Source organism: Blastomonas sp. UPD001, from assembly GCF_003426715.1.
GTDB lineage: Bacteria > Pseudomonadota > Alphaproteobacteria > Sphingomonadales > Sphingomonadaceae > Blastomonas.
The window spans coordinates 1,813,624-1,826,498 of sequence record NZ_QKVT01000001.1 but is presented as its reverse complement, the minus strand read 5'-3'; the positions used below and the strand labels follow the sequence as shown (position 1 = coordinate 1,826,498).

The following is a 12,875-nucleotide window of genomic DNA, read 5'->3' as shown; positions in this document are numbered from 1 at the left end:
TTACTGGGGCGCGGTCTATGCGTTCACCGCGATCAAGGGCCTGCAGGTCATCATCGACGGACCCGTGGGCTGCGAAAACCTGCCGGTCACCTCGGTGCTGCATTATACCGACGCACTGCCGCCGCACGAACTGCCGATCGTGGTCACGGGCCTCGGCGAGGAAGAGCTGGGCAAGACCGGCACCGAAGCGGCGATGCGCCGTGCATGGCAGACGCTCGATCCCGATCTTCCCGCCGTGGTCGTCACCGGATCGATCGCCGAGATGATCGGCGGCGGCGTCACGCCCAACGGCACCAATATCCGCCGCTTCCTGCCGCGCACGATCGACGAGGACCAGTGGCAGGCCGCCGATCGCGCGCTGACCTGGCTGTGGACCGAATTCGGCCCCAAGAAGGTCAAGCCGCTCGCCCCCCGCAAGGAAGGCGTGAAGCCCAAGGTCAACATCATCGGCCCGATCTACGGCACGTTCAACATGCCGAGCGACCTGGCCGAGATCCAGCGGCTGGTCGAGGGCATCGGCTGCGAGCTCAACATGGTCTTCCCGCTGGGCAGCCATCTGGCCGACGTGAAGAAGCTGGCCGATGCGGAAGTGAACATCTGCATGTACCGCGAATTCGGCCGCAACCTGTGCGAGACGCTCGAACGCCCGTATCTGCAGGCGCCGATCGGGCTGGAATCGACCACGCTCTTCCTGCGCAAGCTGGGCGAGCTGACCGGGCTCAACCCCGAGCCGTTCATCGACCGCGAGAAGCACACGACGATCAAGCCGCTCTGGGATCTGTGGCGCTCGGTCACGCAGGATTTCTTCGGCACCGCAAGTTTCGGCATCCACGCCAACGAAACCTATGCGCGCGGCATCCGCAATTTCCTAGAGCACGACATGGGGCTGCCGTGCAATTTCGCGTTCAGCCGCACGGCGGGGGTCAAGCCCGACAACGAGGCGGTGCGGCAGGCGATCCGCACCAACCCGCCGCTGGTGATGTTCGGCAGCTATAACGAACGCATGTACATGGCCGAATGCGGCGCGCGCGGCATGTACATTCCGGCGAGCTTCCCCGGCGCGGTGATCCGCCGCCACACGGGCACGCCGGTGATGGGCTATTCGGGTGCGACCTGGCTGGTGCAGGAAGTGTGCAATGCGCTGTTCGACGCGCTGTTCCACATCCTGCCGCTGTCGAGCCAGATGGATGCGGTGGCGGCGACGCCGGCCAGGATCGAGCGGGAACTCGCCTGGACCGACGAGGCCAAGGCCAGGCTCGACCGGCTGGTCGATGCGCAGCCGGTATTGGTGCGCATCTCTGCGGCCAAGACCTTGCGCGACGCTGCGGAGAGGGCAGCGCGGCGTGCAGGCGAAGATTCAGTAACCGAGGTGCGGCTGGTGGAGGAAGCCGTCGCACAGAATATGGGTGAGGTCGCGTGAGCGTCTTGTCCAGTCATCGGCCTTGGGACGGGGCCTCCAATATCCGCACAGGGCTCGCCCTGACGGATAATCGCCTGGAAGGCGCCCATGCGGCGTTCTTCCAAATCTGGAAGCTAAGGAGAATATCTCATGGCAGATGAAGGGATGGGTCCCACGACCTACCTCACAGAAAGCGAGGCGAAGGAGTTCCACAAGCTCTTCGTCGCCAGTTTCGCTTTCTTCACCATCGTCGCGATCATCGCGCACGTACTGGTTTGGCAATGGCGCCCCTGGTTCCCGGGCACGCCCGGCTATGAAGCGACATCGAGCCTCGACCCGGTGACCGACGTTCAGCTCAGCTAAGAAGGAAACCTGATCATGCATAGAATGTGGCAATCATTCGACGGCAACAGGATCCTGACTGCGCTCGCGGTCTTCCTGTTCGTCCTCGCACTTCTCATCCACTTCATCCTGTTGAGCACCAATCGCTACAACTGGCTGGAGCCCCCTATGCCGGCAGCTGCACCTGCGGCGGTTGCTGCGGCATCGGCGATTACACCCTGACTTAAGGGTAATGCCAGTGTGTCGCCTTGCCAGGCGATGAGGGCGGACCTGTGGAACCGGTTTTCACCGGTCCGCCCCTTTCACTGGATGCATGAGAACAAACGAGCCCCCGCATACGGGGAATAATCATTCACGCTCGCCGCACAGCATCGCGGCGGCGAACGAAGGAGTCTGGCAATGGCGCTCTTGAGCTTCGAGAGAAAATATCGCGTCAGAGGCGGAACATTGGTCGGCGGGGATCTGTTCGATTTCTGGGTCGGGCCATTTTATGTCGGCTTCTTCGGGATCACGACGCTGTTCTTCGCCTCGCTTGGCACTGCGCTCATCTTCTACGGTGCGTCGCAGGGCGGAACCTGGAACCCCTGGCTGATCAGCATCGCGCCGCCGGACCTGAAATATGGCCTCGGCCTTGCGCCGCTGAAAGAGGGGGGATTGTGGCAGATCATCACGGTCTGCGCGATCGGGGCGTTCGTCAGCTGGGCGCTGCGCGAGGTGGAAATCTGCCGGAAGCTGGGCATGGGCTATCATGTGCCCGTCGCCTTCGGCTTCGCGATCTTCGCCTATGTGACGCTGGTGGTGTTCCGCCCGTTCCTGCTGGGCGCCTGGGGACATGGCTTCCCCTATGGCATCTTCAGCCATCTCGATTGGGTGTCGAACGTCGGCTACCAGTATCTCCACTTCCACTACAACCCGGCGCACATGCTCGCCGTGTCGTTCTTCTTCACCACCACGCTCGCGCTCTCGATGCACGGCGCGCTGGTCCTTTCGGCCACCAACCCGGCCAAGGGGGAGGAAGTCAAATCACCCGAATATGAAGACACGTTCTTCCGCGACCTGATCGGCTATTCGGTCGGCACGCTCGGCATCCACCGCGTGGGCCTGCTGCTGGCGCTGAACGCCGGGTTCTGGAGCGCGGTGTGCATCATCATATCCGGACCGTTCTGGACCCGCGGCTGGCCCGAATGGTGGACGTGGTGGCTCAACCTGCCGATCTGGATGTGAGAGGGGTAATCACCATGGCAAGCTACCAAAATATCTTCACCCAGGTCCAGTTGCGCGGGCATCCCGAAATGGGGATGCCGCACAAGGACGACAGCGAACCGCGCATTCCGGTCACCGCCTATAGCTACTGGATGGGCAAGCTCGGCCAGGCGCAGCTCGGGCCGCTCTATCTCGGCAAGCTGGGTCTCGCCTCGCTGCTGTTCGGCGGGCTGTCGATCGCGATCATGGGCCTCAACATGCTGGCTTCGGTCAACTGGAACCCCAATCGCTTCCTCAAGGAATTCTTCTGGCTGGCGCTCGAACCGCCGGGTCCGGAATGGGGCTTCTCGGTCTATGTGCCCCTGGCCGAAGGCGGCTGGTGGATCATCGCGGGCTTCTTCCTGACCGCCTCGATCCTGCTCTGGTGGGCGCGCACCTATCTCCGCGCCAGGGCGCTGGGCATGGGCACGCATATCGCCTGGGCCTTTGCGAGCGCGATCTGGCTGTACCTGGTGCTCGGTCTGATCCGCCCGTTTTTGCTCGGCAGCTGGTCGGAAGCGGTGCCCTTCGGCATCTTCCCGCATCTCGATTGGACCGCGGCTTTCTCGATCCGCTACGGCAACCTGTTCTACAATCCGTTCCACGCGCTATCGATCGCCTTCCTCTATGGCTCCACCTTGCTTTTCGCGATGCACGGTGCGACCATTCTGGCCGTGGGTCGCTATGGTGGCGAACGCGAGATCGAACAGATCTATGATCGCGGCACGGCCAGCGAACGCGCCGGGCTGTTCTGGCGCTGGACCATGGGCTTCAACGCCACCATGGAATCGATCCACCGTTGGGCCTGGTGGTTTGCCGTGCTGACCACATTGACCGGCGGCATCGGCATCCTGCTCACCGGCACGGTTGTCGACAACTGGTATCTCTGGGCGCAGGAGCACAATTTTGCCCCGGCCTATCCCGATACCGGCGTGGTCGATCCCAGCACGACGTTCATTCCGCCCAGCGAAGCGGTGATTGATCCAAACCAGATGGTTGAGGACCCGGGCGCTCCGCCCGTGGCCCCCGGCCCGGTGGAAGGGAACTGACAGCCATGTTGACCCTATCGAAACTGTCCGCCATGGCCGCGCTGGCCATAGCCGGTCTGTCGCTGACCGCGTGCGAGATCGGCCCCAAGCAATCGCAGCAGACGGGCTATCGCGGGACGGGGATCGTCCAGATCACCGATCCGCAGAATGTCGTGTCGCCTGGCGAAGTGCCGCCGCCACCTTATGCCCTGCCCGCGCCCAGCGGCCCCAAGGCGAGCGAGGTGTACCAGAATGTCAAGGTCCTCGGGAACATCAGCCAGGAGGAATTCGACTATACCATGGCGGCGATCACCCAATGGATCGTCCCGGCCAATGCGCCGGCCGAACAGGCCGGGTGCAATTACTGCCACAATGCCGAAAATCTGGCCGACGACAGCAAATATACCAAGGTCGTCGCGCGCCGGATGATCCAGATGACGCAGAACATCAACCAGAACTATTCGGATCACGTCAAGCAGACCGGTGTCACCTGCTATACCTGCCACCGGGGCAACGCCGTGCCGAAATATGTCTGGACCGATCCTGCGCCGAGCGACGGACGCCTGATGGGCAACAAGCGCGGCCAGAACACGCCGGCTTCCTCGGTGGCCTATTCGTCGCTGCCGATCGGCACCTTTGCCAAGTACATGCGCGGCAAGTCGGGACCGGCACGGTTGATTTCCAAGACCATCCACCCCACCACCGCGAATGTGCAGAGCGTCAAGGACGCAGAGGGCAATTATGCCATCATGATGCACCTGTCGCAGTCGCTGGGCGTCAACTGCACCTATTGCCACAACAGCCGCTCGTTCGCGCGCTGGGAACAGAGCAGCCCGCAGCGCGCGCTGGCCTGGTATGGCCTGCAAATGGTCAAGGCAACCAACGAAAACTATATCCACCCGCTGACCAGCGTGTTTCCGGCCAACCGCCTGGGCCCGCAGGGCGACCCGTACAAGACCAATTGCGCCACCTGCCACCAGATGCAGCGCAAGCCGCTGGGCGGTGCCCAGATGGCCAAGGACTATCCGGCGCTGCTGACGCTGGCGCCGGGCGGCGCCGTCTCTCCGGCGGCGGCCAGAGACAAGCTCGGGGAGGATTTTGTTTTCTTGAACGGCTAACTCATGCATCTGTTCGAAGCCCTAGTTGTCCTCCATGTGATCTGCGGGGCGACCGGGCTGATCGCGTTCTGGGTGCCGATCGCCTCGCGCAAGGGCGGCGCGGCGCACCGCAAATGGGGGCGGGTGGCGGCTATTGCCTTTATCGGGGCCGGAATCCTTGCCATCGCGATGGCGCTGCTGTCGCTCTACGGGCCGGAAAAGCGGCTGCCGATGATCACCGATCGGGTGCTGTTCGACGGGCTGTTCGGCTGGATGATGCTCTATCTCGGCATGCTGACCATCGGCTTTGCGGTCTATGGCCTCGCCGTCGTCCGCCACCGCGCCAATCGCGCGGCGCTGCGCGCGCCGCATTATCTTGCGCTGTTCGCCGCGGTGATCGCCTCGGCCGCCTGGTGCGGCTATTACGGACTGACGATCGGCCAGCCGCTGATGGCTGCGCTCGCGTTGGTCGGGCTGACCGCCGTGGCGACGCAGCTCTTCTATGTCTGGCGGCCCAGCGCGCCGCCGCGCGCGCATGTACCCGAACATTTTCGCGCGCTGCTCGGTATGGGCATCTCGGCCTATACCGCCTTCCTTTCGGTCGGGCTGATCCGGCTGGTCCCCGACCATGTTTTCAACCCCCTGATCTGGGCGGTGCCGAGCATCATCGGGGTGAGCCTGATCATCCGTTACACGCTCGCCCACCGCCCGCGCGCGGGCAGCGCGACCAGGTCCGTCCAGCGGCGGCAGGCCTAGGAGAGAGCGCGCATGAAGGACTGGATCGTCAACAATCTGGGCATCATCGAGATGCTGATGTCGGGCATTCTCGTGCTCGGCTTCTGCGCCTGGCAGTATTGGAGCGTCAGCCGGCCCGACAAGGGGGAGTAAGCGGTGTCTGCTCGAATGGGGGCAAACCACCCCCGCTCAGCCTGAGCCTGTCGAAGGCCCCGCGCCACTGGCTCCGACTGACTCCTCGTCATTCCCGCGTAGGCGGGAATCCCGCTTGATCTCCGGCGGCTGCGCAGAAAGCGGGACCCCCGCCTTCGCGGGGGTGGCGGGCTGATGGGCTGGACCGGTAGCGCGGGGCCTTCGACTGGCTCAGGCTGAGCGGGGAGGGGTGCATCTGGTTCAAAAGGACCGCAGCCCCCTATCGCTCCTTCTTCTTCGTCGGCGCGTTGAAATCCGCAGGCTTGCCTGCGACCCAGGTCAGGAACTTGGCGATCTCCGGATGGTCGCGCAGCGCCTGCACGTCCTCGCCGATCCGCCCCAGCTCGGCATTGGTGAAATGCGCGTGGATGGTGCGGTGGCAGATCGGGTGGACCGCGACGCGCGCCTTGCCGCCCTTCGACTTGGGCACCGGATGGTGCCATTCGATGACCTCGCCCAGATCGCGGCCGCACAGCCAGCAGGGCTCGGGCGGCGGCGCGGCGGCTTCATCCTCTTCCTCTTCCCAGGCGCGGCGTTTGGGCATGGCCGGATCAGTCCGCGGTCGGGCCGTTGCCGGGGCCGAGCAGATCGATCACCGCAGTCACCATCGCCTCAGTCGCCAGCGTGATCGATTCGCGCGGCTTGACCTTGAAGAACGGGCTGTGATGCGCGGGCAGCGTCATCTTGCCCGCCTTGGCCGCGTCGATATCCGCCTGTGGCGTGCCGCCGACATTGAAATACAGGCCCGGCACATCGGTATTGGGCGCGACGAAATAGGCGAAATCCTCCGCGCCCATGCCGGTCTGCGGCTCGCTGGTCAGCAGCGCGGCCTCGCCGAAGCGCCTGGCGAAGGTCTTCGTGATCCGCTCGGTCAGCGGCTTGTCGTTCACCGTCACCGGGGTCGATTCGAAGCCGACCCTGACCTGGGGCAGCTTGTCCTCGGGCAGGCCGTTCAAGCGCCCGACATTCTCGGCAATGCGCTTGATCCCGTCGAGCAGCTTCTGGCGCACCGCATTGTCATTCGACCGCACGGTAAGCTGCAGCTCGGCCTTGTCCGAGATGATGTTGTGCTTGAAGCCCGAATGGAACGAGCCGACGGTGACCACCCCGGCTTCGAGCGGCGAAATTTCGCGCGAGACCAGGGTCTGCAGCGCCATCACGATCTCCGCGCCCATCACGACCGGGTCCTTGCCCATATGCGGATAGGCGCCGTGCGTGCCGACGCCGAAAATGGTGATGTCGACCGAATCCGAAGACGAGGCGGTGAGCCCCGGCTGGATCTCGATCTTGCCGACGGGCGTTCCGGCGGACACGTGGAAGGCGAGCGCGTAATCGGGCTTGGGGAAGCGGGTATAGAGCCCATCCTGCATCATCTTGGCCGCGCCGCCGATGCGCTCTTCCGCCGGCTGCGCGACGAAGACGACCGTGCCCTTCCACTGGTCCTTCATCGCGGCGAGGCGTCGCGCGGTGCCGATCATCGAGGTGATGTGCGTATCGTGCCCGCAGGCGTGCATCACCGGCTTTTCGGTCCCGTCGATATCGACCTGTTTCACCTTAGAGGCATAAGGCAGGCCGCTATCCTCGGCGAGCGGCAGCCCGTCCATATCGGCGCGCACCATGATCACCGGGCCGTCGCCGTTCTTCATGATGCCGACCACGCCGGTCACGCCGACGCCCTCGGTCACCGTCGCTCCGGCGGCGCGCAGTTCGGCCGCGATGATCTTGGCGGTGCGCGTTTCCTTGAATGACAGTTCGGGGTTGGCGTGGAAATCGAGGAACAGCTTCTCGAGCTTGGCGTCATAATCGCTCGCCACCGCCTTGCCGAGCGCATCCTGCGCGTGCGCGGGTGTGCCGAGCGCGAGCGCCATCGCGCTGCCGATCAGGCCGAAAGCCGTTGCTCTGTTCATCGATTTCCCCTTTTTCCCCAAGGCGTTCCTGCGCCGCTTGCGCGACTATAGCGCCTGCCATCGCGGAATCTATCGTCATTCCCGCACAAGCGGGAATCCCGCTTGTGCACGACGGTTGAAGGGGAGCGGGACCCCCGCCTTCGCGGGGGTGACGATATTCATGCAGGGCGAAAAATCGGCGGGATCAATCCGCCGGACCGACCTTGAACGCGCAAAGCTTGTTGCCGTCAAGGTCGCGGAAATAGGCGCCGTAGAATGCCTGGTCGCCCTCGGGGCCGCGCAGGCCGGGTTCGCCTTCGCAGGTGCCGCCCAGTTCGAGCGCCTTGGCGTGGAGCATGTCGACCTTGGACCGCGCATCCATGGCCAGCGCAACCATGGTACCGTTGCCCGCGGTCGCGGCTTCGCCGTTATAGGGTTTTGTGATCGCGATTCCCGGCGTGCCCCAGGCGGTGCCGAACAGCGTGAAGCCGTTCTCCTCCATCCGCATCAGCTCGCTGCCGCCCAGTGCGCCGACCAGCCCGGCATAGAAGGCGCGCGCCTTGTCCAGATCGTTCGAACCCAGCGTGACATATCCGATCATCATGTCTCTCCTGCTTGTCCGGCCCGACTCAGGCCAGTTGCAGTTCGCAACCTATCATGGACATGTGTCGAGGCAATGACCTATCGGGTAATCCTCCGCATTTCCAGTGCTGATCCGCACCACGCCCTCGCCCGAGGCGCGGCTGACCCATAGCCCGGCGCGCAGGCCATAGGCCTCGCCCGGATGGCCGATCCAGACCGATCCGTCGGGCTTCTCGATCCGCTGCACGCCAAGCCCGAAGGCCTGGAAATAGCCGCGGTCGTCATCGCCATTGCTGCCATCGAAGCGCCATTGCGCGCGGGTGAGTTCGGCGAAGGACTCCGGGGTGAGCAGCCCGTCGCCGCCGTTGAGCAGCATCTGCCCCAGCCGCGCGAGACCACCGGCGGAAATGCGCATGCCGCCTTGCGGGCTGAAGGCCGAACCGTTCTTTCCGGGCGGATAGAGTTCGATATCGCAGCGGCCATCGCTCGCGGGCACATAGGCGCACTGGTCGGGTGCGCCGATCCAGTCGTCGCGCGCCACGCTGCCATCGGGGTTGTAGAGCGTGATCGCGGTCTTGGCCGCGCCCGGCTTGCATCCCGACCAGTTGTAGCAGGCGGGGATGGCGAGCGGATCGAACACCTCTTCCGCCATGATCCGGTCGAAGCGCTTGCCGCTCGCCGCCTCCATCACCGCTGCGATGACGGGGAAGTTGACATTGGCATAGCGGAAATAGGCGCCGGGCGCGTGCGCGGCATCCCAGGCCTCGGGCCTGGCGAGCAGATCGGCCAGGCTGGCATCGAGCGGGATGAAATAGCCGGCGTCGTCCTTCAGCCCCGACTGGTGCGACAGCAGCAGCCGAAGCGTGATCTTCTGCGCCGGGAACTGCGGATGCGCGACGCGCCAGCCGAGATAGAGCGACACGTCGCGGTCGAGATCGAGCACCTGCTTGTCGACCAGCCGCATCACCGCGACGCCCACCGCGAGCTTCGAGATCGAGGCGATGCGCACCGGATCGTCGAGCGTCGCCTCGCGCAGGCTCGGGCGATGGGCGAGGCCGGTGACCTTGCCGCGATCGAGCCGATCGGCGGCGAATTTCAGCTCGATGCGGACATTGTCATCGGCTTGCGCGTGGGCGGGCGTGGCGAGTGCCGCCGCAGCCAACATCGCCACCAGCACCGTCATTCCCGCGAAGGCGGGAATCCCGCTCTTGCGCCACAGCTGCTCCAGGAAGCGGGACCCCCGCGTGCGCGGGGGTGACGAGACAGGCATCATGGGTTCGGCGATCAGGCCTTGCATTCGCCGATGCGCTTGGCGCTGTTCTTCGCCTTCATCGTCATCGATCCGGTCTCCGGCGAGCTCATCACCATGTCCATCTGCATGTCATAGGTGTTCGAAGTGAAAGTGCCGCTCAGCTTGATATTGCCTTCCTGCCCGGCCTGCTTGCCCTTGCACTGGATATCGGCATCGATCTTGCCGCCCGAAAGATTGAACTTCTTGTAGGTGCATTCGTCATTCTCGGCCCCGGCAAGGAAGTCCGCGCCCGGCTTCTTCGCCTGTTCCTCGGTCAGGCAGTTCTTGGTGGTCTGGACCTGGCCGACCATCTGCTTGACGATCGCGCCGGTCATGCCCTTGGCTTCGGGCGGCAGCTTGCTCTCGTCGAACTTCACATCGACGATTTCGACCTTGTTCTCCCATTCGCCGGGGCTGAACTTGATCGATTCGGCTTCCTTGGCGACCTCTTCCTTGCTGATCTTGCCGTCGCCATCCGTGTCGGCACCGCCGCCGCTGCAGGCGGCCAGCGCGAGCAGCGGCAGGGCCAGGATCGAAACAGTCTGCATCTTCATCGGGATTCTCCATAGGGGGTTCGGGGATGCGCGACCGCATGTCCTTGTTGGCTCGCGACCCTAAAGACGCGCCCCGCGCAATGCAATCGCATCGCCGCCCTTGCGCCGGTGCCTTGGCCTTCGCATATCTCGTGCCATGGCCGAACTGGTAATCCGACGCGGGCTGGAAGAGCCGCAAACCGATGGCACGTTCGTGCCGCACAAGCCGCAGCGGCCCGAAAAGGCCGAGGGCGGGCGGCGGTTCAAGCTGGTCAGCGAATATACCCCTTCGGGCGACCAGCCGACCGCGATCAAGGAGCTGGTCGAAGGCATCAGGGCACAGGACCGCGACCAGGTGCTGCTCGGCGTCACCGGTTCGGGCAAGACCTTCACCATGGCGCAGGTGATCGAGCAGACGCAGCGACCCGCGCTGATCCTCGCGCCGAACAAGATCCTCGCCGCGCAGCTCTATGGCGAGTTCAAGAGCTTCTTCCCCGAGAACGCGGTCGAATATTTCGTCAGCTATTACGACTATTACCAGCCCGAGGCCTATGTGCCGCGCTCGGACACCTATATCGAGAAGGAATCGAGCGTAAACGAGGCGATCGACCGGATGCGGCATTCGGCGACGCGATCGCTGCTCGAGCGCGACGATGTCATCATCGTCGCGTCGGTCTCGTGCATCTACGGCATCGGTTCGGTCGAGACCTATTCGGCGATGATCTTCGACATCAAGGCGGGCGAGAGCGTCGACCAGCGCGAGCTGATCCGCAAGCTCGTCGCGCTGCAGTACAAGCGCAACGATGCCAGCTTCACCCGCGGCAATTTCCGCGTGCGCGGCGACACGCTCGAGCTCTTCCCGTCGCATTACGAGGATGTCGCCTGGCGCATCTCGTTCTTCGGCGACGAGGTCGAATCGATCGCCGAGTTCGATCCGCTGACCGGCAAGCCCGGCGCGAAGCTGGGGCAAGTGCGCGTCTATGCGAACTCGCACTATGTCACCCCCGGCCCGACGATGCAGCAGGCCGCGGCCGCGATCCGCTTCGAGCTGACCGAGCGGCTCAAGGAACTGGAGGCCGAAGGGCGGCTGCTCGAGGCGCAAAGGCTGGAGCAGCGCACCAATTTCGACCTCGAGATGATCGCTGCGACCGGCAGTTGCGCCGGCATCGAGAACTATTCACGCTTCCTCACCGGGCGCCTGCCCGGCGAACCGCCGCCGACCCTGTTCGAATATCTGCCCGAGAATGCGCTGCTGTTCATCGACGAGAGCCATCAGACCGTGCCGCAGATCGGCGCGATGGCGCGCGGCGACCACCGGCGCAAGCTGACGCTCGCCGAATATGGCTTCCGCCTGCCCAGCTGTATCGACAATCGCCCGCTGCGCTTCAACGAATGGGACGCGATGCGCCCGCAGACGGTCAGCGTCTCGGCGACGCCCGGCAACTGGGAGATGGAACAGACCGGCGGCGTGTTCGCCGAACAGGTCATCCGCCCCACCGGCCTGATCGACCCGCCGGTCGAGATCAAGCCGGTCGAGGAGCAGGTCGACGACCTGATCAATGAGTGCAAGAAGGTCGCCGCCGCCGGCTATCGCACGCTCGTCACCACGCTCACCAAGCGCATGGCCGAGGACCTCACCGAGTACATGCACGAGGCGGGGATCAAGGTCCGCTACATGCACTCGGACGTCGAGACGCTCGAGCGCATCGAGCTGATCCGCGATCTCCGGATGGGTGTCTATGACGTGCTGATCGGCATCAACCTGCTGCGCGAGGGGCTCGACATTCCCGAATGCGGGCTGGTCGCGATCCTTGATGCCGACAAGGAAGGGTTCCTGCGCTCCGAAACCTCGCTGATCCAGACGATCGGGCGTGCGGCGCGCAATGTCGAGGGCCGCGTGATCCTCTATGCCGACCGCATCACCGGCAGCATGGAGCGCGCGCTCAACGAGACCAACCGGCGCCGCGAGAAGCAGATCGCGTACAATACCGAGCACGGCATCACGCCGACCACGATCAAGCGCAATATCGGCGACATCATCGCGCATGTCGCGAGCAAGGACAGCGTGCTGGTCGACACCGGCGTCGACGACCGCCCGCATATGGTCGGCCATAACCTGCGCGCCTATATCGAGGACCTCGAAAAGAAGATGCGCGCCGCCGCCGCCGATCTGGAATTCGAGGAGGCAGGGCGCCTGCGCGACGAAATCCGCAAGCTGGAGGCGGAAGAGCTGGGGCTGCCAGTGGAACAGCGCGTCGCCGCGCCCAGGGGCCGGGCAACCGAGGGCAAGCCGGGGACGCGCAAGATGCGTTATGGGAAAACGCAACGGAAGTTTTGAGGGGTTTTGGGCGCTGAAAAAGCCCAATGGCGACACCATCAGGGATGACGCATAAGCTTGGCTTTACGGAGAAACACCGATGACCAAGCCTGACGATGGATCGATTGACAAAACCCTATCTGTCCTGTATAAAGGACAGGTCTTTGAGGTGGCTGCTCATAGAAAGGTTATTGAGTGGCTTATCCATTTGAAGGACGCTCGAGGTCGAGC

The 12,875-nt window shown here is 64.1% G+C and carries 13 protein-coding genes; 8 read left to right on the top strand and 5 right to left on the bottom strand.

Annotated elements, in window-relative coordinates:
* The 7 genes from bchZ to DM995_RS09235 all read left to right on the top strand — a co-directional run.
* Window positions 1-1,420, top strand: a 1,420-nt coding sequence (gene bchZ / locus DM995_RS09265) for a chlorophyllide a reductase subunit Z (protein WP_116969238.1), incomplete at its 5' end; no start/stop codon positions are given.
* Between the two features lie 129 nt (window positions 1,421-1,549).
* A complete protein-coding gene (gene pufB / locus DM995_RS09260) occupies window positions 1,550-1,762 on the top strand; it encodes a light-harvesting antenna LH1, beta subunit (protein ID WP_023839307.1) in 213 nt (70 codons plus the stop codon).
* A 15-nt stretch (window positions 1,763-1,777) separates the two neighbouring features.
* Entirely contained in the window at window positions 1,778-1,963 is a 186-nt protein-coding gene (pufA, locus tag DM995_RS09255) for a light-harvesting antenna LH1, alpha subunit (RefSeq protein ID WP_023839308.1), read from the top strand.
* 177 nt (window positions 1,964-2,140) lie between these two features.
* Window positions 2,141-2,965 (top strand): photosynthetic reaction center subunit L, encoded by an 825-nt coding sequence (gene pufL, locus DM995_RS09250; RefSeq protein WP_023839309.1) that lies wholly within the window; start codon window positions 2,141-2,143, stop codon window positions 2,963-2,965.
* A 14-nt stretch (window positions 2,966-2,979) separates the two neighbouring features.
* A complete protein-coding gene (gene pufM, locus DM995_RS09245; RefSeq protein ID WP_116969237.1) occupies window positions 2,980-4,032 on the top strand; it encodes a photosynthetic reaction center subunit M in 1,053 nt (350 codons plus the stop codon).
* A 5-nt stretch (window positions 4,033-4,037) separates the two neighbouring features.
* Window positions 4,038-5,129, top strand: coding sequence for a photosynthetic reaction center cytochrome PufC (gene pufC, locus DM995_RS09240; RefSeq protein ID WP_116969236.1), 1,092 nt, complete (start codon window positions 4,038-4,040; stop codon window positions 5,127-5,129).
* Window positions 5,130-5,132: 3 nt separating this feature from the next.
* A complete protein-coding gene (locus DM995_RS09235; RefSeq protein ID WP_116969235.1) occupies window positions 5,133-5,864 on the top strand; it encodes a hypothetical protein in 732 nt (243 codons plus the stop codon).
* 391 nt (window positions 5,865-6,255) lie between these two features.
* Here DM995_RS09235 and DM995_RS09230 read toward each other — a convergent pair whose 3' ends face one another.
* The 5 genes from DM995_RS09230 to DM995_RS09210 form a co-directional block, all read right to left on the bottom strand.
* The gene (locus tag DM995_RS09230) at window positions 6,256-6,579 is read right to left on the bottom strand and encodes an HNH endonuclease (protein ID WP_198669308.1); all 324 of its coding nucleotides are present in this window, start codon (window positions 6,577-6,579) and stop codon (window positions 6,256-6,258) included.
* Between the two features lie 7 nt (window positions 6,580-6,586).
* Window positions 6,587-7,942 (bottom strand): amidohydrolase, encoded by a 1,356-nt coding sequence (locus DM995_RS09225; RefSeq protein ID WP_198669307.1) that lies wholly within the window; start codon window positions 7,940-7,942, stop codon window positions 6,587-6,589.
* Window positions 7,943-8,126: 184 nt separating this feature from the next.
* Window positions 8,127-8,522: a VOC family protein gene (locus tag DM995_RS09220; protein WP_116970394.1), complete on the bottom strand. Its 396-nt coding sequence runs from the start codon at window positions 8,520-8,522 to the stop codon at window positions 8,127-8,129.
* Window positions 8,523-8,576: 54 nt separating this feature from the next.
* Window positions 8,577-9,776, bottom strand: coding sequence for a serine hydrolase domain-containing protein (locus DM995_RS09215; RefSeq protein WP_232824247.1), 1,200 nt, complete (start codon window positions 9,774-9,776; stop codon window positions 8,577-8,579).
* Between the two features lie 11 nt (window positions 9,777-9,787).
* Complete coding sequence (locus tag DM995_RS09210) at window positions 9,788-10,348, bottom strand: DUF3617 domain-containing protein (protein ID WP_116969233.1); 561 nt, start codon at window positions 10,346-10,348, stop codon at window positions 9,788-9,790.
* Window positions 10,349-10,484: 136 nt separating this feature from the next.
* Here DM995_RS09210 and uvrB point away from each other — a divergent pair, with 136 nt between their 5' ends.
* Window positions 10,485-12,665: an excinuclease ABC subunit UvrB gene (gene uvrB / locus DM995_RS09205; RefSeq protein ID WP_116969232.1), complete on the top strand. Its 2,181-nt coding sequence runs from the start codon at window positions 10,485-10,487 to the stop codon at window positions 12,663-12,665.
* Window positions 12,666-12,875 lie beyond the last annotated feature (210 nt).